The sequence below is a fragment of the Deinococcus wulumuqiensis R12 genome, assembly GCF_011067105.1.
GTDB lineage: Bacteria > Deinococcota > Deinococci > Deinococcales > Deinococcaceae > Deinococcus > Deinococcus wulumuqiensis.
In genome coordinates this window covers 676,849-696,092 of the sequence record NZ_CP049357.1, presented here as the reverse complement: position 1 = coordinate 696,092, position 19,244 = coordinate 676,849, and the positions used below count along the sequence as shown (strand labels likewise).

Below are 19,244 nucleotides of genomic sequence, written 5' to 3'. Positions count from 1 at the left end.
TGGCCTCGCTCCTTGATTTGAAAGGCACTGAGCTGACGGAAATCCGCTCACCGGTCCACATCCCCCAGCACCGGGTCGATGGTCGCCAGAATGGTGATCAGGTCGGCAAACTGCACGCCCACGCAGGCGTATTCCAGGGCTTGCAGGTTGACGAAACTCGGCGCACGAATCTTGACGCGGTAGGGCATCGAACCGCCGTCCGAAATCACGTAGTAGCCGACCTCGCCGCGTGCGGACTCGATAGGCACATACGTCTCGCCCAGCGGCGGGTGAAAGCCTTCCGTGACCAGCTTGAAGTGGTGAATGACCGCTTCCATGCTGGTTTCGAGTTCGTGGCGCGGCGGCAGGCTGATTTTGCGGTTGGGGTCTTTGACCGGCCCCGGCCTGAGCTTTTTCAGCGCCTGACGAATGATTTTGATGCTTTCGCCGAATTCCAGCAGGCGCATGTTGAAGCGGGCGAGGCTGTCGCCGTCCTGACTGGTGACCACGTTGAAGTCGTAGTCCTCGAAGCCGCAGTAGGGGTTGGCCTTGCGGTTGTCGAGCGGCACGCCCGAGGCCCGCAGGTTCGGCCCGGTCAGCCCCAGGTCGAGGGCGGCGTCCGCCGGAATGACCCCCACCCCTTTGGCCCGGTCCAGAAAAATCGGGTTGGCGGCGAAGAGGGTGGTGTACTCCTCCGCGCCGCGCTCCATTTGCACCAGGAATTTCTCGACGCGCGCAGGCCAGTCGTCGGGAATGTCGCGGGCCAGCCCCCCCACCCGGAAGTACCCCTGGTTCATGCGGTAGCCGCACACCGACTCGAACAGGTCCTGGCACGTTTCCTTCTCGCGGAAGGCATAGAAGAACGGCGTCAGCGCCCCGAGGTCGAGCAGGCCGGTCCCCACGAACACGAGGTGGCTGTGGATGCGCCCGAGTTCGTGCAGAATCACCCGGACCACGTTCGCCCGCTCGGGCACCTCGGCCCCCAGCAGTTTTTCCACGCTCAGCACGTAGGCCAGTTCGTGCGAGAACGAATGCAGGTAGTCGGTGCGCGGCGCGTAGGTGACGTTCTGCTGGTAGGTGCGGTGCTCCATCGTCTTCTCGAAGCCGGTGTGCAGGTAGCCCATGTGCGGCTCGACGCGGGTCACGTACTCGCCGTCCATGTCCACCACCAGCCGCAGCACGCCGTGGGTGGAGGGGTGCTGCGGGCCGACGTTGAGCGACATCATTTCGGTGTGCAGCAGGGTGCCCTCTGCGGGCTGAAGTTCCGCCGTCATTTCGGTCCCCCTTCCGGCATCAGCGGCGGCACGATGTCTTCACGCCTCCGCTCGCCCCGGCGCAGCTCACCCCGGTAGCCGGTCAGTCCGCGCTGCTGCCCGCTCAGGCCCGCACGGAAGGCGGCGGGGTCGAGGAAACGCCCGTCACGAAACAGCGTCGGCGTCTCGCCCAGCGGAAAATCCTTGCGCAGCGGGTGGCCTTCGAGGTCGTCGGGCGTCAGGACTTTCCGCAGGTCGGGGTGCCCGGTGAACTCGACGCCCAGCAGGTCGTACACCTCGCGCTCCAGGTAGTTGGCGGCCTTCCACACGGAAAAGAGGCTGTCCACCTCCTGACCTTCCGCCAGCCACACCCGCAGGAACAGGCGGCGGTGGTCGCCGGGGTGCGCGACGCTGTAGAGCACCGCGAGTGGCGCGGGCCGGGGAGTGGGATAGCGCGTGTAGTCCACCCCCACGATGTCGAGCAGCATGAACCCGCGTGCCCGGAGCTGCCGCGCGGTGTCGAGCAGGCGCCCCGCCTCGACCGTGGCGGTGGGTTCCAGTCCCCCCTCGGCCTGCAAGCCCAGTTCGCCCAGCAGCGGGGTCACGTCGCGGCTCTCGGCCAAGCGGCGGGTCGAGCGGGCCGCCAGGTCTTTCAGGCTCGCTTCGGGTTTGCTCTCAGGCCCGGTCATCGCAGCTCCCGGGTCCAGGCGTCCACCATCGGGAGTTGCTGCCCGAGCTGGTCGAACGCCTCACCGCGCACTTTCTTCTGAAGCTGCATCACGGCGTAGATCAGGGCTTCGGGGCGGGGCGGGCAGCCGGGCACGAAGATGTCCACCGGCACCACGCTATCCACGTTCTGCACGATGGCGTAGTTGTTGAACATGCCGCCCGAACTCGCGCACGCGCCCATGCTGATGACCCATTTGGGGTCGGGCATCTGGTCGTAGACGCGGCGCATGACCGGGGCCATCTTCTTGCTCAGGCGCCCCGCCACAATCATCACGTCGGCCTGCCGGGGAGACGCCCGGAACACCTCGGACCCGAAGCGGCTCATGTCGTTGCGGGCGTTGGTGCTGCTCATCATCTCGATGGCGCAGCACGCCAGCCCGAAGGTCGCGGGCCACAGGCTGTTGGAGCGGCCCCACGCCACCAGCTTTTCCAGACTGGAAAACAGCACGCCCTCGGACTCCAGCTCCTGCCAGTCGCGGTCGATGAGTTCCTTCAGCGGCATGGGGGGGCCTCCGGCGTGGGTTGATGGTTGATGGTTGATGGTCGATGGAGGCTGATTTCCCTATCAACCATCAACCATCGACTATCTACATTTTTCACGCCCATTCCAGCACCTTCTTTTTCAGCACGTAGACGTAGCCCACGAGCAGCAGCAGCACGAAGGTGATGGCCTCGAAAAAGGCGAACTGCGGCAGTTTCTGGTAAGCCACCGCCAGCGGGTAAAAGAACGCCGTTTCGATGTCGAAGACGATAAACAGCATGGCGACGAGGTAGAAATGCACCGGAAAGCGCTGCCCCGTGCCCACGCCGCCGCGCTCGGGGTCGTTGCCGGACTCGTAGGCCATCAACTTGGCGCGGGTGGCCTTCTTGGGACCGAGCAGGCCGCTGACCACCACGGCCAGGATGCCGATACCCAGCCCGACCAGCAGCATAATCAGGAAATTGGCGTACTGTACGATGCTTTTCCCTCCTCCTGACCCCGGCCCCCGGACGGGTGTTCGTGGGCTTGTGAAAAGAGGCACGAGGCACCGCAAAAAAAGAGGGGCGGGTGAAGTCAGCTTGATTTGTAGAACACCTCTGTTTTAGCACGGCGGCGGGGGAACTGGGCCGGAAGGGGAACTGGGCCGGAAGGCGCGGCCACGACAACGCCGCCGACCAGCGAAGGCCAGCGGCGGCAGTGAAAGCCGTACGAACTCTGTTTTTCAAAGCCGCGTCAGAAAAACCGGCTCACGTCGCGCACCACCACGAACAGGGTCAGCAGCATCACGAAGGCGAAGCCCCCGAAGTTGATGGCCTGCTCCTGCTGAAAGCTCAGCGGGCGGCCCCGGAGTGCCCCCACCAGCACGAGCAGAATGCGCCCGCCGTCCAGCCCCGGAATCGGCAGGAGGTTGAAGAAGGCGAGCGAGAGGTTGAGCAGGGTCGCCACCTGCACCAGTGCCCAGGGACTCAGGGCGGCGGCGCGGCTGATGACTTCGGCCGTCCCGATGGGGCCGCTCACGTTCTGGTCCTGCGAGATGTCGAGGGTGAAGAACTTCTTGAACAGGCCGGTAAAGGCCCCCACGAGCTGCGGCACCGCCCGCACGGTGGTGTCCACCGAGGTGGCGAACGCCTGCCCCACACCGACGCGGCGCACGTCGGGGCCGTAGCGGATGCCGAGCAGTTGCCGCTTTCCGTTCACGGTGGGCTGCCAGTCGAAAGCGACCTGACGCTGCTGCACCTGTCCGCCCGCTGCGGCCCGCTCCACGGTGAAGGTGTGGCGCCCGGCCTGCCGCAGCGCGTCGCGCACGCCCTCGTAGCCGGCCACGTCCTGACCGCTGACCCGGCGGGTTTCGGGCAGGTCCTGACCGTCGATGGCGACAATCACGTCGCCCGCCCGGAGGCCCAGCGTCTGCGCCCGTGACCCCGCCTCCACACTCTCGATGCGGGCGCGGTCCAGGGCCGGAACCCCCTGCGCGGCGAAGGTGGTCGTCATCAGCGCCAGCGCGAGCAGCAGGTTGGTCAGCGGCCCGGCGAGCAGCACCGCCACTTTGCCCCAGGCCGGCAGGGCCGCAAAGCCCCGCGTGGGCTGGCGCAACTTGCCCTGCGCGTCCTCCTCGGGCGCCATACCGTCGATTTCCACGTAACCGCCGAGTGGAAGGAGAGAAACGCGCCACTCGGTGCCTTTCCAGTGTTTCCTGAACAGCACCGGCCCCATGCCCACCGAAAACGAGTTGACCTTGACGCCCTGAACGCGGGCGAGCGCGTAGTGCGCCAGTTCGTGCAGAAAGACCGAAACCCCGAAGATGATGGCGGTCCACACCAGCCCCAGCGGAGTCAGCGCCGCCGCGATGCCCTGCACGACGTTCATGCCCGCACCCCCGCGCCGCACAGTTCCTGCGCCCGCGCCCGCGCCCAGGTGTCGGTCTGGCTCAGGCTGTCCCAGGTCAGGGCGCCGCCCGGGGTTTCGTCCAGGACTCGCTCGATCAGCCGGGGAATGTCCGTGAAGCCGATTCGCCCGTTCAGGAAGGCATCTACCGCCACCTCGTCCGCCGCGTTGAGCGCCACCGGCAGCAGCCCGCCCGCCTCGCCCGCACGGTAGGCGAGTGCCAGGCAGGGAAAACGCTCCAGGTCCGGCGCCCGGAACTCCCAGGTGCCCAGCAGCGGCCAGCCCAGGTGCGTTCCGACCTCTCCCCCACGCCGCGCCCCGCGCACGTCGCCGGGGGTGCGCATTCCGGTGGGCGCGGCGTCGATGGCGTAGGCAATCGGCAGGCGCATGTCTGCCGGGCCGAACTGGGCTTTGAGGCTGCCGTCGCGCAGGCGCACCGCCGCGTGAACGATGCTCTGCGGGTGAACGACCACGCCCACCTGCGAGAGCGGCAACCCGTAGAGGCTGGCGCACTCCATCACTTCCAGCCCCTTGTTCATCAGGGTGGCCGAGTCGATGGTGACTTTGGGTCCCATGCTCCACGAGGGATGCTTCAGCGCCTGTTCGGGCGTCACGCGGCTCAGGTCGGCGGGACCGTCGCGAAACGGCCCGCCCGACGCCGTGAGAATCAGCTCGGCCACGTCGCCGATGTCCTCACCGGTGAGGCACTGGTAGACCCCGGTGTGCTCGGAATCCACCGGAACCACCCGGCCGCCGCCCGCTGCCGCCGCGTCCCACATCAGCCAGCCTGCCGTGACCATCGCTTCCTTCGTCGCCAGCGCCACTGCCTGCCCGGCTTCCAGCGCGGCGCGGGTGGGGGGCAACCCGATCAGGCCGCTCATGGCGTTGACGACCACGTCGGCCCGCGCTACCGCCGCCTCGGACGGGTCGGCAATCACGCGAACGCCGCTCAGCCGCTCTCTGGCCTGCGCCAGCACGGAGGCGTCCACGCTGACCAGGTCGGGCCGGAACTCGCGCACCTGCTCGGCCAGCAGTTCCAGGTTGCGCCCGGCGGCCAACGTCCCCACCGCGTACCCGCGTTGCCGCGCCACCTCCAGCGTCTGTGTGCCAATGCTGCCTGTACTGCCCAGAACGGTGAGTCTCACGCCCGACATGCTACGTGGGGCCGGGGGGCGGGTCTGTGGGACAAAGGGGAAAGCTTGCCCGTCTTCCCTGCCCGCCCGCATTCGTATCCATCTGCATTCCGCATTCCATATAAAAAGTTATTTCCTCCCTTGCACAGAGAAGGCCAGCTCGCTTCGGCTGGCCCTCGTGGGTACGACCCTGAACACCCTTGCAAAGCGGTGTCGCTCAGAGCCGCGTCAATTCGTGAAAGCGCTGATGTTGAGAAACAGGTAGGTGGCCGGAACCGCGAACATCAGGCTGTCGAGGCGGTCGAGAAAGCCGCCGTGCCCCGGCAGGCTGTTGCCGCTGTCTTTGGTCCGCAGGGCGCGTTTGATCAGGCTTTCCGAGAGGTCCCCGAGTTGCGAGGCGCTCGCCACCAGAATCGAGTACAGGAACGCCTCCAGCGGGGTCCAGATGCCTGCCGACTGGCTGACCACCAGCACGACCACGAAACTGAACACCAGCCCGCCCACAGCGCCTTCCACCGTCTTGCCGGGGCTGACCTCGGGTGCCAGTTTGCGACGCCCGAAAAAGTGCCCGGCGAAAAACCCACCGATGTCGGCGGCGAAGGTCGCCAGCAGTGGCAGAGTGAAATACAGTAGGCCCTGTTCCCCGTCGGGCGAGTAGCGCAGCAGCAGGAAATAGCCCAGCAACCAGGGAATGTAGAGCAGCCCGAACAGCGAGTACACCACGCGTTCCAGCGGGCGCTCGCCGGGGCGAATCACTTCCAGCACCAGCAGGGCGCCCACGGCGATGGTGAGCACCACTTCGCGCCACGACCCGCCGGGCCAGGGGGTGAACTGCGTGAACAGCGGCAGGCTCGCCACGATCAGCGCCGTTCCGAAGATCGCCACGCTCAGGCGCCGCACGTCGAGGTCGTTGCGGTCGAGCATCCGGAAATACTCGTGCAGGCCGAAAAACGACACCGCGATCAGCGCGGGCAGCATCGCCCACCAGCCGATCCAGACGACGGCGCTCACGATCACGAAGCCGACCACACTGGTGAGCACGCGGGTGCTCAGGGTTTCCAAGGCTGCCCCCCCTCCGGGCACCGGGGCCGCGCCATCAACCTAGGATTTCCTGCTCTTTCTTCTGGAAGACCGAGTCCACCTTGGCGACGAACTCGTCGGTGATCTTCTGCACGTCGGCTTCGCCACGCTTGATCTCGTCTTCGCCCAGGCCCTCGACCTTCTTGACCTCGTCGAGCGCGTGCTTGCGCAGGTTGCGCACGGCGATGCGGGCGTCCTCGGCGTAGTTCTTGGCGTTTTTCACGAGGTCCTTGCGGCGCTCCTCGGTGAGCATCGGCAGGGAAATGAAGATGGTGTCGCCCTTGTTGTTAGGGTTCAGGCCCAGGTCCGAGTCACGGATGGCCTTTTCGATGGGGTTGAGTGCGCCCCGGTCCCAGGGCGTAATCACCAGCGTGCGGGCGTCGGGCGTGGTGATGCTGGCGACCTGATCGATGGGCATCTGCGAGCCGTAGTAGTCCACCACGATCTTTTTCAGGATGCCGGGGTTGGCGCGGCCCGTGCGGAGTACGCTGAGGTTGTTCTCGAAGGCCTCAATCGCCTTGTTCATCTTTTCGCGGGCGTCGGCCTGGATGGATTTCATGTCTGCCATGACGGATTCTCCTTGGGGGTTGAGATGGAAATCAGCCGGATTCTAAAGCAGCCAGCCCCGAGGCTCAGCTCTGACTCTGAATCAGCGTGCCGACGCGCTCGCCCCGGAACAGCCGGGCGAGGTTGCCTTCCTCGAAGATGTCGAACACCACGATGGGCAGCCCCTTGTCCATGCACAGGGTCAGCGCGGTGGCGTCCATGACTTCCAGCCGACGCTCGACCACGTCCATGTGGGTGAGCTGGTCGTACTTTTTGGCGTCCGGGTTCTTGCGCGGGTCGGAGTCGTACACGCCGTCCACCGCGTTTTTCGCCATCAAGACCACGTCGGCGCCGATTTCCAGGGCGCGGAGGGTCGAGGTCGTGTCGGTGGTGAAAAAGGGCGCGCCGTTGCCGCCACCGAAAATCACCACGCGGCCTTTTTCGAGGTGGCGCATGGCGCGGCGGCGGATGTACGGCTCGGCCACCTGCTGCATGTGAATCGCGCTCATGATGCGGGTCGGTTTGCCGGCGGCTTCCATTGCGTCTTGCAGCGCCATCGCGTTCATGACGGTGCCCAGCATCCCGATGTAGTCGGCGGTGGCGGGGTCCATGCCCTGGCCGTTGCGGGCGCCGCGCCACAGGTTGCCGCCGCCGATCACCACCGCCAGTTCGACGTCGGTGCCGTCCAGCGCCCCGATGATGCGCCGCGCCAGCCCCGCCGTCGTTTCGGGGCTGATGCCGAAACCGTTCTCGCCGGCCAGAAATTCACCCGACAGCTTGAGCAGAACTCGTTTGAACATACCTTGTCCTCTCCTTTGCGGCCTTCTGTGCCCGCCACTGCTGCGGCCTGCCCGCCTCAGCAAAACTCCGGCCAGCCCCGCAGGGGGAGCCGCCGGAGCTGCCAGGCACGCGGCCCGAAAAAAGGGGGAACCGTGTCCCCCTCCTTTCTTACGCGCCGATTTCGAAACGGATGAACTTGCTGACCGAAGCGTCGCCCAGGTACTTGGCGACGGTCAGGGAGTTGTCCTTGACGAAGGTCTGCTCGGGGAGCACGCGCTCCTGGTAGAACTTGCCGATCTGACCTTCGACGATCTTCTCGACGATCTGCTGGGGCTTGCCTTCGGCGAGGGCCTTGTTGGTCAGGATTTCGCGCTCTTTTTCGATGTCGCCCGACTCCACTTCTTCGCGGGTCAGGAACTGCGGGCGCTCGGCGGCCACGTGCAGCGCCACGTCCTTGGCCTTGGCTTCGTCACCGCCCGCGAGATCGACCAGCACGCCGATCTTGCCGTTGGAGTGGACGTAGCCCGCCACGTTGCCGCCTTCGAGGTAAGCCACGCGGTTCAGGACGATGTTTTCACCGATCTTGCCGGCGGTCGCGGCCACCATGTCGCCCACGGTTTCGCCGTCCACGGTGAAGTTCTTGAACTCTTCCACGTCGCTGGTCTTGGCCTGGAGGGCGGCCTGCGCGAGCTTCTCGACGGTGGCCTGGAAGTCGCTGTTGCGGGCCACGAAGTCGGTTTCGCTGTTCACTTCGACGATGGCGGCGCGGTTGCCTTCCACGGCGAAGCGCACGATGCCTTCCTTGGCTTCGCGGTCACCCTTTTTCACGGCCTTGGCGATGCCGCGCTCGCGCAGCAGGGCGATGGCCTTGTCCTCGTTGCCCTCGGCGTCGGCCAGGGCCTTTTTCACGTCCATCATGCCCGCGCCGGTCATTTCGCGCAGCTTCTTGATCGATTCCATCATGGTGCGTTCCTCCTGAAGTTGGACTTGAGCGACTTATAAAGGGGGGGCGTTCGCCCGGTGTCAGACGCGCCCCCCGGATCAGGTCAGATTCAGCTGCGGCCCTGGCTGCTGGTGAGCTGGACGTTTTCGCCCTCGTCACCGGCTTCGGCGGCCTGGGCTTCGTCGCTCTGCTCTTCCACGCTGCCCGCGCTCACGTCTTCCTGACCGCCACGCGCTTCGACCAGCAGGTCGCCGACGCGGTGGGTGATCAGCTGGATGGAGCGGATGGCGTCGTCGTTGCCGGGCACGATGTAGTCGATCACGTCGGGGTCACTGTCGGTGTCGGCCAGCGCGATGACGGGAATGCCCAGCTTGTTGGCTTCCTGCACGGCGATGACTTCCTTGGTAGGGTCGACGACGAAGATGGCGTCGGGCAGGCGGTTCATCTTGCGGATGCCGCCCACGAAGCGCAGCAGGCGCTCGCGCTCGGAGGCCAGCTGGATGCGCTCGGCCTTGGGACGGTCGTTGATGCGCTCGGACTCGAACAGGTCGTCGAGTTCGTTGAGGCGGTCGATGCGGGTGCGCATGGTCTTGAAGTTGGTGAGCATGCCGCCCAGCCAGCGGCTGGTCACGTAGGGCATCCCGGTGCGGCGCGCTTCGAGTTCCACGATTTCCTGCGCCTGCTTCTTGGTGCCGACGAACAGGATGACGCCGCCGCGCTCGGCGAGGTCCTTGATGTAGTCGAAGCTGCGGTCCACCTGCTTGAGGGTCTTTTGCAGGTCGATGATGAAAATGCCGTTGCGCTCGGCGAAGATGAACTTCTTGAACTTGGGGTTCCAGCGCTTGGTCTCGTGGCCGAAGTGAACTCCGGCTTCGAGAAGCTGCTTCATGCTGATGTACGACATGCTCGCTCCTGAACGTTAGGTGGGAAAAGTTTGCCTTTCGCCGTGCCAACCCCCCACACACTTCGGGGTCAGGCCGCGTGCGACGTTCCAGCGCACGGGGCGGGTCACGGGGGGCACCCAAACGGAAATTGTAGCAGATTCCTGCCGAGTTGCGGATGCCTGCCGAGTTGCGTGCCAGGTGCAACCTGGGCGCCTTTCCCCCCGGCTGTGTTCCCCCCCGGCTGTGTTCCCCCCGGCTGGGTGTTCTGGGGGGAAGTTTGCTCCTGTGCCCCCCACAACGGCTAGACTTCGGCTCCCGTTCGAGCCTGAAGCGTAGCCGTAACCCTGCCCACCTCTTCCCCCTTCACCCTCTCCCCTTCACTCTTCCCCCTGTCCCCTCTGCCCCTGGAGTCCCCCATGCCCACCTCCGCCTTCAGCATCGGTACGTCCGGCCAAGCCTCGCCTTTTAGCCGGGGACTGGTGGCCGAGTCGCTGATGAACGCGGGCACCACGACGGAGCAAGCGATTTCGCTGGCGCGGCGCATCGAGCAGGAGCTGCGGGCAGGGCGGCGCACGCTGTTTTCACCCCTTGAGGTGCAGCGGCTGATGGCCGAGGTGACGCGGGAAACGATGGGCGAGGACGTTGCCGAGCAGGTGATGAAGCAGACCCCGGCCTTCGTGGACATCATGGTGCGGGCCAAGCGCGGCGACCTGCCGTTTAGCCGGGGGGTGCTGGCCCGCACGTTGGAAGACGCCGGTCTGAGCGGGCGCGAAGCCTACTCGGTGGCGAGCGCGGTGGACCTCGAACTGCGGCGGTGCGGCCTGCGGGAAATCGGGGTGCAGGAACTCGACGACCTGACCGAGCACACCCTGGCCAAGATCCACGGCGAGCACCTGCGCCTGACCTACCGCTACCTGCAACAGAACCGGGGCAAGCTGGGGGTGGTCAGCGAGGAAGACCGCATGCCCGCGCCCTTTTCCAAGGGGTTGCTGGTGCAGTCGCTGCTCGCTGCCGGAGTCGCGCCCGACGTGGCCCGCAAGGTGGCGCGGGTCACGCAGCGCGACCTGCGCGGCTCGGAAGACCGGGTGGTGCGCCGCAGCCAGATTCGGGAAAAGGTGGAGGCACTGCTGCGCGACGAGGTGGGGCCGGATGTCAGCGCCCGTTACCGCCTGCTGCGGGTGATTCGCACCCCGCCGAGGCCCCTGATCGTCCTGCTCGGCGGGGTCAGCGGCACCGGCAAGAGCCTGCTGGCCGCCGAAATCGCTTACCGCCTGGGCATTTCGCGGGTGGTCAGCACCGATTCGATTCGGGAGGTGATGCGGGCGATGGTGCCTCCCGCGCTGCTGCCCACCCTGCACGCCAGCACCTTCAACGCCTGGGAAGCGCTGGTGCCGCCCGGCCAGACGATGCCGCCGCATCCCACGCGGGAAGAGTTGCTGGCGGGCTTTCGCGACCAGGTGCAGCAGGTCAGCGTGGGTCTGAGCGCGGTGGTGGGCCGCTCGATTCAGGAGGGCACCAGTCTGGTGCTCGAGGGCGTGCATCTGGTGCCGGGCTACCTCGAACCCGCCGCGTTTCAGGGGGCGCTGCTGGTGCCGATGCTGGTGGGCCTGCCGGACGCCGAGGAGCACCGCAGGCACTTCGAATCGCGCGACACCGAGACGGCGGCGAGCCGCCCGCTGCACCGCTACATGCGCTACTTCGACGAAATCCGCATCATGCACGACGAACTCGGGCAACTCGCCCAGCAGTACGGCGTGCCGATGCTCGACAGCCAGACGCTCGACGAGAGCGCGGACCGGGCGGTCGAGGTGGTGCTGCGTCAGGTGATGGTCTCGCTGACCCCCGAGGAACGCGAAGCCGCACTGGGCGAGGACATAGCCGCGCAACTGCTGCCCTGAGTGCCGCAGCCCCCCCTACCGGGAGCTTCAAGCGGAATCGGTTAAGAGCCTCGCCGCGTTCTCATCTGCCTTCATCTGTGGCCCCTAGCCTGAATCATGACCCGAATGACTTTTCGCTCCGCCCTCCTGTTCGCTTTGCTGCTGGCTCCGGCTGCGGCCACCTCCGTGCAGGACCCCTGGCCGACCTCGGAAGTGCTGACGCGGCTGTTCGTGGTTCGCCCGGCAGACGGCGCCCGGCTGGTGCGCGAGCTGGGGTTGACCCCCGCGCAGGCCGCCGAACTGCGGCGCATGGCGGGCAGCGAACGCCGCTACGGACAGGCCGGGCGGCAGGTGCTGGGCCGCGCCGAGGCGCAACACCTCAACGTCAAACTCGCCGAGATGCGCACCGAAAAGGACCGCAAGACCCGGCTGGCCCTCGCCGCCCGCTACCCCGCCTTCCGCGACTGGGTGCGCGGCTGGTGGGCAGGCGAGGTGAGCCGCAGCAGGCAGTGACCCTATCTAGACGCGCCGGCCCGGACGCGACGGTTGAACGCAGTACAGTAAACCCATGAGCGCTGCAATCGTGATCGTAATTCTTAGCCACGGGGGACACCGAGGCTAAGCGTTGTCGAGCCGGTTTCAGTCGCACCCCCCGCCCAAACCAAGGAGGCGGGGGGTTTTCAGTAGCCAGGAGGAACGTTGTGGAGCAGACAGGCAAGCAAGGCCAGCAGGACTGGCAACGCGGCGAGATGACCGGTGCCAAGGCGCTGTGGGCCACCCTGGCAGGACACGGCATCAGCACAGTGTTCGGCTATCCCGGCGGGGCCATCATGCCGGTGTACGACGCGCTGACCTTTTACCCGGAAGTGCGGCACGTCCTGGGACGGCACGAACAGGGCGCCATCCACGCCGCCGAGGGCTGGGCCAAGGCGACGGGCGAACTCGGCGTGTGTATCGCCACCTCCGGCCCCGGCGCGACCAACCTGGTCACGGGGCTGGCCGACGCCATGCTCGACAGCGTGCCGCTGCTGGCGATCACCGGCAACGTGGCGCAGCACCTGATGGGCACCGACGCCTTTCAGGAGGCCGACATCACCGGCATCACCATGCCCGTGACCAAGCACAACTACGTGGTGCGCGACGTGGAGGAGTTGCCCCGCGTGCTGGCCGAGGCCATTCGCATCGCCCGCTCGGGGCGGCCCGGGCCGGTGCTGGTGGACATCCCCAAGGACGTGCAGCTCGCCGCCTTCGCGGGCGACATTCCCACGCCCCACGCCCGCCCGCAGGCCCCCGACCCCAGCCCGGAAAGCATTGAGGCGGCCAGGGAGCTGCTCCGGAACGCGAAAAAGCCGGTGCTCGTGGCGGGCGGCGGTTCGCTCGACGCCTCGGAGGAAATCACGGCGCTGGCGCACGCCTGGGGCCTGCCGGTCATCACCACCCTGATGGGGCTGGGCGTCTACCCCGCGTCCGACCCGCGCTGGCTGGGGATGCCGGGGATGCACGGCTCGGTGGCGGCCAACCGCGCCATTTCCGAATGTGACGTGTTGCTCGCGGTCGGGATGCGCTTCGATGACCGGGTGACGGGCCGGGTCAGCGGCTTCGCGCCGCACGCCAAAATCATTCACGTCGAACTCGACGCCGCCGAAATCGGCAAAATCGTGCGCACCCACCTGCCCGTGCGCAGCGACGCGAAAACCGCCGCCCGCCTGCTGACGCAGGGCGCGCAGAAGCTGGAGCTGAGCGAGTGGCTGACGCAGATTGAGGAGTGGAAAGGCCGCACCGTGCCCCCGCAGCACTGGGGCGCGGCCTACGCGGTGGGGCAGGTCACGGCCCGGCTGCGTCCCGACGACATTCTGTCGAGCGACGTGGGGCAGCACCAGATGCTCGCCGCGCAGCTCGCCCGCTTCGAAAAGCCCCGCAAGTGGCTCAACTCCGGCGGGCTGGGCACCATGGGCTTCGGCTTTCCGGCGGCCATCGGCGCGGCGCTCGCCCGGCCCGACGTGGTCAGCATGGTGGTCGCGGGCGACGGCGGTTTTCAGATGACGGCGCAGGAACTCGCCACGCTGAAGATGTACGACATCCGCAACGTCAAAATCTGCATCGTCAACAACTCGTACCTCGGCATGGTGCGGCAGTGGCAGGAACTGTTTCACGAGAAGCGCTATTCCGAAGTCTGGCTGGGCGACTCCAACCCCGATTTCCTGAAGCTGGCGGGCGCCTACGACGTGCCGGGCTACCGGGCGAGCAGCGCCGAGGAACTGCCCGCCGCCATCGACGCGTGGCTGCGTGACCCCAAATCCGCCCTGCTGGAAGTCGTGGTGCCGCACGAACACGGCGTGTTCCCGATGGTTCCGGCGGGCGCGGCGCTGAGCGAGATGATGGAAACAGAGCCGGTGCGCACAGACATCAGCGCGGAGGCCGCCGAGGTCAACGAAGCCGCCTGGCAGGAGATGACCGAGCAGGAAGCCGAGGAGATGAATCAGGCATGACCGATTTCACCCAGTACGACACCCGTGACCACCTGCTGAGCATTCTGGTGCTCGACGAACCCCGCGTGTTGACCCGCATCACCGCGCTGTTCGGACGCCGGGGCTACAACATCAAGAGCCTGTCGGTGGGCCAGACCGAACACCCTGGCGTGTCGCGCATGACCATCGTGGTTCACGGTGACCGGGGCGTGGTGCAGCAGGCCACGCACCAGCTCGCCAAGCTGCACGACGTGGTCAAGGTCGTGGACCACAGCCTGGAAAAGTTCGTGGACCGCGAACTGGTCATGGTCAAGGTCGCCATCACGCCCGAGTCGCGGGTGGAGGTGCGCCAGATTGCCGAAGATTTCCGCGCCCGCATCGTGGACGTGGGCCGGCACGCCCTGACCTTCGAGGTGACGGGCGACGAGGGCAAAATCACCGCCTTCATCGAGCAGATGCGCCCCTTCGGGATTCTGGAAACCATGCGGACCGGGCGCATTGCCCTGACGCGCGGCAGCAACGCCGACATCCCGAGCCAGGTGTTCCACGGCGGCGAAAGCGAAACGCTGCGGCCCATGACCCAGGGCGTCGAGGCGCGGGAAGAGCGGGCACGGCGGGTGCCGAACCTGTTTTAGACTGACCCATGACCTCCGCCCTCAAAAAGCTGACCGAGGCCGAGTACCTCCGCACCGAGGAAAGCAGCCCGTTCAAGCGGGAGTACGTGGACGGCTTCGTTTATCCGCTGCACGCTCAGGCGGGCACCAAGGGAAAGCATGGCGTCATCGTGTCCAACTTGGTCGCTCTTTTGCATCATCCGGCACGTCGGAAAGGCTGCCAAATCTACGCCAGCGACCTGCGTGTCCGACTTCACGGGGGCCTGCGTTACTACTATCCCGACGTTCTGGTGACCTGCGAGAACGTGCCCGACGACGCCCTTTACGCCGAAGCGCCCTGCCTGCTGGTCGAAGTCCTCAGTGAGAGCACCCGCGCCACCGACCTGGGCGACAAGGTTCGCGCCTATCAGGAGTTGCCCAGTCTGCAAGGCTATCTGCTCATAGACACCGAGCACCGCGCCGTGCGGCTCCACAGGCGGGAAGCGGGCGGAGACTGGAGCGAACACTACTGGGAAGGGCAGGGCGAAGTGGAGTTGCCCTGTGTCGGCGTACAGCTTTCGCTCGACGACCTTTATGAAGGCACGCGGGTGCCCCCCCTCCCCTAGCCTGACCCACCCACCATTCTCACCGAATACAGGAGAATCCCCCCATGAGCGCAAAAATGTACTACGACAAGGACGTTGACACCTCCATCCTGGAAGGCAAGCTGGTCGCCATCATCGGCTACGGCAGCCAGGCCCACGCCCACGCCCAGAACCTGCGCGACTCGGGCTTCAACGTGGTGGTCGGCCTGCGCGAAGGCAGCGCCAGCCGCGCCAAGGCGGAGCAGGCGGGCCTGCGTGTCGCCAGCATCGAGGACGCCACCAAAGAAGCCGACGTGGTCATGCTGCTGATTCCCGACGAGCAGCAGCCCGCCACCTACGAAAAGAGCATCGCCCCCCACCTGACGGCAGGCAAGGCGCTCGCCTTCGGTCACGGCTTCAACGTGCATTTCGGGCGCATCAAGCCCCCCCAGGATGTGGACGTGTTCCTGGTCGCGCCCAAAGGCCCCGGCCACATGCTGCGCCGCGTCTATACCGACGGCGCGGGGATGCCCGGCATCTTTGCCGTGCAGCAGGACGCCAGCGGCAAGGCGCGTGACATCGCGCTGGCCTACGCACGCGGCATCGGCTGCGCCCGCGCGGGCGTGCTGGAAACGACCTTCAAGGAAGAAACCGAAACCGACCTCTTCGGCGAGCAGAGCGTGCTGTGCGGCGGCGTGACCCACCTGATTCAGGCGGGCTTCGAGACGCTGGTCGAGGCTGGCTACCAGCCCGAAATCGCCTACTTCGAGACGCTGCACGAAGTCAAGCTGATCGTTGACCTGATCTACGAAAAGGGCTTCGAGGGCATGCGCCACTCCATTTCCAACACCGCCGAGTTCGGGGACTACGTGACCGGCCCGCGCATCATCACCGCCGAGACGAAGGCCGAGATGGGCCGCGTGCTGAAAGACATTCAGGACGGCACCTTCGCCAAGCGCTTTATTCAGGATGCCGAGAGCGGCTTCCCCTACATGGAGGAGCAGCGCGGCAAGATGCGCGGCCACACCGTCGAGAAGGTCGGCAAGGAACTGCGTGACCAGATGCCCTTCATCAACAAGAAGGCGCTGGAAGTTTAAGCGGTCTTCCGCCTGCCGCTCCCTGGTGATGCGGGGGGCGGTTTTTTGCTTTAGTGAAAGCTTCGGCTTCAGCTTTCGGCCCCAACCCCAAACCCCTATCCCCAGGGGGGACAGGGGCTTTTACGCTGGCGCTATGCACATGGCGGTGAGTTCGCTGTACGGGCAGTGTTTTTCAGTTGCACGGGGACTGGACGCCACTGTTTTTCCGATTCGTGTGCGGCCCGTGCGCTTCGCGCCCGACGGCCCTGGAATTCTGCGTTTCCTAATCTTTTGAACCCTCTCCCCTCGTGGGAGAGGGCCTCGCGTAGCGAGGGGTGATACGGATTCCGCTTAATTCCTGCACAGTCGGGAAAGCGCCGCCTGTGCATCCATATCGCGGAATCCGTATTTTTTCCTACTCGCATCCGCTCGGATTGAATCTGAAACTACCAGATTCAATCGGAATCCCTATGAGGGGGCGTCCAGACCCGTCAAATGCTCTAAACCCCCGTCGCCGCTATCGCCCCCAGGAGCGCCAGGGGAGCCGTCTCGGCCCGCAGAATGCGCGGCCCCAGCGTAATAGCTTCGGCGCCGCGCCCCCGCAGCAGGGCCACTTCCGACTCCGAAAAGCCGCCTTCCGGCCCGCTGAGCAGCGTGAGGGGGGTTTGCCAGTCCAGCAGGTCGGTCACTCTGGCGGCGCTGCCGGGGTGGGCCAGGAGGCCCCGTCCTTCCCAGGTCAACTGGCCCAGCGGCACCGGCTCCAGCACCTCCGGAATCACGCGGCGTTCGGACTGCCGGGCCGCCTCGGACGCGATGCGCCGCAGCCGCACCAGCTTCTGCGCCCCGATGTCGCGGGCTTCGGCGTGGGCGGTGACGAGCAGTTGAATGTGTGAAACGCCCAGCTCGGTGGCCGCCCGCACCACGTCGGCCAGTTTGTCGCCCTTGAGCAGCGCAATCGCCAGCGTGATGGGTTGCGGTGTCTCGGCCCCGCGTGAGTGGGCCTCCGCCCCAGTGTCCAGGTGCAGCAGCGCGTGCCCCGCGTCCACTTCGGTCAGCACCGCGACGGCTTCGGCCCCGCGCCCGTCGAAGACCTGCAGGCGTTCACCGGGGCGCAGCCGCAGCACCTGCAAGTGCCGGGTTTCCTGCGGCCCCAGGCGCATCTCCGGGGCAATCTCGCTCACCTGAAGGCGGCGCACGGCTCAGTGTTCCCGGCGAGCCGTGACCAGCACCCACTCGCCGTCGGTGCGCACCTGCACGTCCTCAAAGCCTTCGCGGGCCAGCGCCGCCTGCACCAGTTCCAGTTTGCTCGTCAGGATTCCGGTCAGCACGAGCGGCGCTCCCGGCACCGTCACGGCGGCGTATTCGCCCGCCAGCAGGTCGTGCAGCTCGGCGTAGAGGTTGGCGACCAGCACGTCGTAGGCTTCCCCGAACAGCTCGGCGTCGTCGTCCAGGCCCCCATTTGCCAGGCCTAGCGTGCCTTCCTCGAAGCGGATGCCGGAGGTCAGCCCGTTGTCCCGCGCATTGTCCCGCGCAATCGGAATGGTGATGGGGTCGATGTCCACCCCCAGCGTGTAGGCCGCGCCGAGTTTGGCCGCCGCCATCGCCAGCACGCCGCTGCCGGTGCCCACGTCCAGCACCCGCTTGCCGCCCAGGTCGAGGTCGCCCAGCGCCTCCACCGCCATGCGGGTGGTCGCGTGGTGGCCGGTGCCGAAGGCCATACCGGGTTCGATGACCAGCGGAATCTGTCCGGCGGGCACCTCGTCCCGCTGCCAGGGGGCCACGATGGTGACGCGCCCCGCCTGCACGGGCCGGAGGTTCTTCTTGAACTCGGCCTGCCAGTCCTGCTCGGTTTCCTCGTGCCACTCGCCGTCCGCGACCTCGGCAGGCAGCGTCACGCGCTCGTCGAAATAGACGCGAATGCCGGGGCCGCGCTCCTCCAGGCCCGTCGCGCCCGCTTCCCAGAGCAGGTCGAGGTGGGCTTCACGGGTGTCGAAGGTGCCGGGGAGCAGGTAAACGAGCATGGCAAGAAGTGTAGCGGGCGGGCCGCCGCCGACCCTGCGGCAGACATCTGCCCCGGCACAGGGGAGGTACGCACCTATACTCGCCCCCATGCAACTTGCCATCGTCGGAGTCGGAAAACTGGGGCTGTCGCTGCTGACGGGAGTGATTGCCAGAGGGGTCATGCCCCCCCAGGACATCGGGATTCTGGACACCAACGCGGCGCGGACGAGCGACATCGCCGCGCAGACCGGCGTGCGGGTCCTTACGCCGGGCGACCTCGGGCAGGCCGGGCGCATCGTGGTGAGCGTGCAGCCGCGCGTGTTTCCCGAAATCGCGCCCTGGCTGGCGCAGGAAAACGCGGGCTACATCTCCACGATGGCCGGGGTCAGCGCCGGGACCATCGGGCGGCGGCTGGGCACCCGGCGCGTGGTGCGGGTGATGCCCAACCTCGCCGCCACCATCGGGCGTTCGCAGACCGCTGTCACCGGGCCGCGTGAGGCGCACGACGCCGGAGACATCGACTTCGCCCGGCAACTGTTCGGGGCCGTGGGGCAGGTGTACGAGCTTCCCGAGCACCTGTTCAACGCCTTTACCGGCATGAGCGCGTCGGGACCGGCCTACGTCGCCGTCGTCGCCGAAGCCCTCGCCGACGGAGCCGTGCGCATGGGCCTGCCGCGCCCCCTCGCCAACGAACTCGCGGCGCGGCTGCTCTCCTCCACCGGCGAACTGCTGCTGGAACGGGCGCATCCGGGCATGCTCAAGGACGAGGTGGCGAGTCCGGGCGGCACCACGATTGCCGGACTGGAAGAACTGGAAGCGGCAGGCGTGCGCGGCGGCGTAATGAAAGCCGTGATTGCCGCGACGCGGCGGGGGACGGAGCTGGGGAAAGACCAGGAAGATTGAGGAGGGCAGAGAGTAGAGAGTAGAGGGTTGGGGGGAGAAACCACGCTTCT

General features: G+C 66.6%; 20 protein-coding genes. 7 read left to right on the top strand and 13 right to left on the bottom strand.

What is annotated here, in order from left to right:
* Positions 1–47: 47 nt before the first annotated feature.
* The 11 genes from nuoD to rpsB all read right to left on the bottom strand — a co-directional run bounded on the left by nuoD (position 48) and on the right by rpsB (position 9,712).
* Positions 48–1,253 (bottom strand): NADH dehydrogenase (quinone) subunit D, encoded by a 1,206-nt coding sequence (nuoD, locus tag G6R31_RS03415; protein WP_017869271.1) that lies wholly within the window; start codon positions 1,251–1,253, stop codon positions 48–50.
* Entirely contained in the window at positions 1,250–1,921 is a 672-nt protein-coding gene (locus G6R31_RS03410) for an NADH-quinone oxidoreductase subunit C (RefSeq protein WP_017869270.1), read from the bottom strand. Before G6R31_RS03410 ends, nuoD begins: the two co-directional genes overlap by 4 nt.
* Positions 1,918–2,463, bottom strand: coding sequence for a NuoB/complex I 20 kDa subunit family protein (locus G6R31_RS03405; RefSeq protein WP_017869269.1), 546 nt, complete (start codon positions 2,461–2,463; stop codon positions 1,918–1,920). Before G6R31_RS03405 ends, G6R31_RS03410 begins: the two co-directional genes overlap by 4 nt.
* A gap of 94 nt (positions 2,464–2,557) precedes the next feature.
* A complete protein-coding gene (locus G6R31_RS03400; RefSeq protein WP_017869268.1) occupies positions 2,558–2,893 on the bottom strand; it encodes an NADH-quinone oxidoreductase subunit A in 336 nt (111 codons plus the stop codon).
* A gap of 281 nt (positions 2,894–3,174) precedes the next feature.
* Positions 3,175–4,308 carry a M50 family metallopeptidase gene (locus G6R31_RS03395; protein WP_025566948.1) on the bottom strand — a complete coding sequence of 378 codons (1,134 nt, stop codon included), beginning with the start codon at positions 4,306–4,308 and terminating at the stop codon, positions 3,175–3,177.
* Entirely contained in the window at positions 4,305–5,480 is a 1,176-nt protein-coding gene (gene dxr, locus G6R31_RS03390) for a 1-deoxy-D-xylulose-5-phosphate reductoisomerase (protein ID WP_017869266.1), read from the bottom strand. The genes G6R31_RS03395 and dxr overlap by 4 nt, the downstream gene beginning before the upstream one ends.
* A gap of 207 nt (positions 5,481–5,687) precedes the next feature.
* On the bottom strand, positions 5,688–6,521 hold the full coding sequence (locus G6R31_RS03385) for a phosphatidate cytidylyltransferase (protein ID WP_017869265.1): 834 nt from the start codon (positions 6,519–6,521) through the stop codon (positions 5,688–5,690).
* A gap of 34 nt (positions 6,522–6,555) precedes the next feature.
* Positions 6,556–7,107 (bottom strand): ribosome recycling factor, encoded by a 552-nt coding sequence (gene frr, locus G6R31_RS03380; protein ID WP_017869264.1) that lies wholly within the window; start codon positions 7,105–7,107, stop codon positions 6,556–6,558.
* Positions 7,108–7,171: 64 nt separating this feature from the next.
* Positions 7,172–7,885, bottom strand: a complete 714-nt coding sequence (gene pyrH / locus G6R31_RS03375) for a UMP kinase (RefSeq protein WP_017869263.1) — start codon at positions 7,883–7,885, stop codon at positions 7,172–7,174.
* Between the two features lie 148 nt (positions 7,886–8,033).
* Positions 8,034–8,828, bottom strand: a complete 795-nt coding sequence (tsf, locus tag G6R31_RS03370) for a translation elongation factor Ts (RefSeq protein WP_017869262.1) — start codon at positions 8,826–8,828, stop codon at positions 8,034–8,036.
* An 89-nt stretch (positions 8,829–8,917) separates the two neighbouring features.
* A complete protein-coding gene (rpsB, locus tag G6R31_RS03365; RefSeq protein ID WP_017869261.1) occupies positions 8,918–9,712 on the bottom strand; it encodes a 30S ribosomal protein S2 in 795 nt (264 codons plus the stop codon).
* 396 nt (positions 9,713–10,108) lie between these two features.
* Here rpsB and G6R31_RS03360 point away from each other — a divergent pair, with 396 nt between their 5' ends.
* The 6 genes from G6R31_RS03360 (at position 10,109) to ilvC (ending at position 16,311) form a co-directional block, all read left to right on the top strand.
* On the top strand, positions 10,109–11,590 hold the full coding sequence (locus G6R31_RS03360; protein ID WP_025566943.1) for an ATP cone domain-containing protein: 1,482 nt from the start codon (positions 10,109–10,111) through the stop codon (positions 11,588–11,590).
* Between the two features lie 96 nt (positions 11,591–11,686).
* Positions 11,687–12,082, top strand: coding sequence for a hypothetical protein (locus G6R31_RS03355; protein ID WP_114671401.1), 396 nt, complete (start codon positions 11,687–11,689; stop codon positions 12,080–12,082).
* Positions 12,083–12,318: 236 nt separating this feature from the next.
* Positions 12,319–14,058, top strand: coding sequence for a biosynthetic-type acetolactate synthase large subunit (gene ilvB, locus G6R31_RS03350; protein WP_025566941.1), 1,740 nt, complete (start codon positions 12,319–12,321; stop codon positions 14,056–14,058).
* Positions 14,055–14,672, top strand: coding sequence for an acetolactate synthase small subunit (ilvN, locus tag G6R31_RS03345; RefSeq protein WP_017869256.1), 618 nt, complete (start codon positions 14,055–14,057; stop codon positions 14,670–14,672). Before ilvB ends, ilvN begins: the two co-directional genes overlap by 4 nt.
* Before the next feature lie 8 nt (positions 14,673–14,680).
* The gene (locus tag G6R31_RS03340; protein WP_017869255.1) at positions 14,681–15,256 is read left to right on the top strand and encodes a Uma2 family endonuclease; all 576 of its coding nucleotides are present in this window, start codon (positions 14,681–14,683) and stop codon (positions 15,254–15,256) included.
* Positions 15,257–15,300: 44 nt separating this feature from the next.
* Positions 15,301–16,311, top strand: a complete 1,011-nt coding sequence (gene ilvC / locus G6R31_RS03335; protein ID WP_025566939.1) for a ketol-acid reductoisomerase — start codon at positions 15,301–15,303, stop codon at positions 16,309–16,311.
* A gap of 479 nt (positions 16,312–16,790) precedes the next feature.
* Here the strand turns inward: ilvC and G6R31_RS03330 are convergent, their stop codons facing one another.
* Complete coding sequence (locus G6R31_RS03330) at positions 16,791–17,486, bottom strand: 16S rRNA (uracil(1498)-N(3))-methyltransferase (RefSeq protein WP_017869253.1); 696 nt, start codon at positions 17,484–17,486, stop codon at positions 16,791–16,793.
* 3 nt (positions 17,487–17,489) lie between these two features.
* Positions 17,490–18,311 carry a 50S ribosomal protein L11 methyltransferase gene (locus tag G6R31_RS03325; RefSeq protein ID WP_017869252.1) on the bottom strand — a complete coding sequence of 274 codons (822 nt, stop codon included), beginning with the start codon at positions 18,309–18,311 and terminating at the stop codon, positions 17,490–17,492.
* A gap of 88 nt (positions 18,312–18,399) precedes the next feature.
* Between G6R31_RS03325 and proC the strand changes: the two genes are divergently transcribed.
* A complete protein-coding gene (proC, locus tag G6R31_RS03320; RefSeq protein ID WP_017869251.1) occupies positions 18,400–19,194 on the top strand; it encodes a pyrroline-5-carboxylate reductase in 795 nt (264 codons plus the stop codon).
* Positions 19,195–19,244 lie beyond the last annotated feature (50 nt).

Bases quoted from the DNA above. Each gene is read 5' to 3' on its own strand.
- nuoD (WP_017869271.1), bottom strand. From the start codon at position 1,253: ATGACGGCGGAACTTCAGCCCGCAGAGGGCACCCTGCTGCACACCGAA.
- G6R31_RS03410 (WP_017869270.1), bottom strand. From the start codon at position 1,921: ATGACCGGGCCTGAGAGCAAACCCGAAGCGAGCCTGAAAGACCTGGCG.
- G6R31_RS03405 (WP_017869269.1), bottom strand. From the start codon at position 2,463: ATGCCGCTGAAGGAACTCATCGACCGCGACTGGCAGGAGCTGGAGTCC.
- G6R31_RS03400 (WP_017869268.1), bottom strand. From the start codon at position 2,893: ATGCTGCTGGTCGGGCTGGGTATCGGCATCCTGGCCGTGGTGGTCAGC.
- G6R31_RS03395 (WP_025566948.1), bottom strand. From the start codon at position 4,308: ATGAACGTCGTGCAGGGCATCGCGGCGGCGCTGACTCCGCTGGGGCTG.
- dxr (WP_017869266.1), bottom strand. From the start codon at position 5,480: ATGTCGGGCGTGAGACTCACCGTTCTGGGCAGTACAGGCAGCATTGGC.
- frr (WP_017869264.1), bottom strand. From the start codon at position 7,107: ATGGCAGACATGAAATCCATCCAGGCCGACGCCCGCGAAAAGATGAAC.
- pyrH (WP_017869263.1), bottom strand. From the start codon at position 7,885: ATGTTCAAACGAGTTCTGCTCAAGCTGTCGGGTGAATTTCTGGCCGGC.
- tsf (WP_017869262.1), bottom strand. From the start codon at position 8,828: ATGATGGAATCGATCAAGAAGCTGCGCGAAATGACCGGCGCGGGCATG.
- rpsB (WP_017869261.1), bottom strand. From the start codon at position 9,712: ATGTCGTACATCAGCATGAAGCAGCTTCTCGAAGCCGGAGTTCACTTC.
- G6R31_RS03360 (WP_025566943.1), top strand. From the start codon at position 10,109: ATGCCCACCTCCGCCTTCAGCATCGGTACGTCCGGCCAAGCCTCGCCT.
- G6R31_RS03355 (WP_114671401.1), top strand. From the start codon at position 11,687: ATGACCCGAATGACTTTTCGCTCCGCCCTCCTGTTCGCTTTGCTGCTG.
- ilvB (WP_025566941.1), top strand. From the start codon at position 12,319: ATGACCGGTGCCAAGGCGCTGTGGGCCACCCTGGCAGGACACGGCATC.
- ilvN (WP_017869256.1), top strand. From the start codon at position 14,055: ATGACCGATTTCACCCAGTACGACACCCGTGACCACCTGCTGAGCATT.
- G6R31_RS03340 (WP_017869255.1), top strand. From the start codon at position 14,681: ATGACCTCCGCCCTCAAAAAGCTGACCGAGGCCGAGTACCTCCGCACC.
- ilvC (WP_025566939.1), top strand. From the start codon at position 15,301: ATGAGCGCAAAAATGTACTACGACAAGGACGTTGACACCTCCATCCTG.
- G6R31_RS03325 (WP_017869252.1), bottom strand. From the start codon at position 18,311: ATGCTCGTTTACCTGCTCCCCGGCACCTTCGACACCCGTGAAGCCCAC.
- proC (WP_017869251.1), top strand. From the start codon at position 18,400: ATGCAACTTGCCATCGTCGGAGTCGGAAAACTGGGGCTGTCGCTGCTG.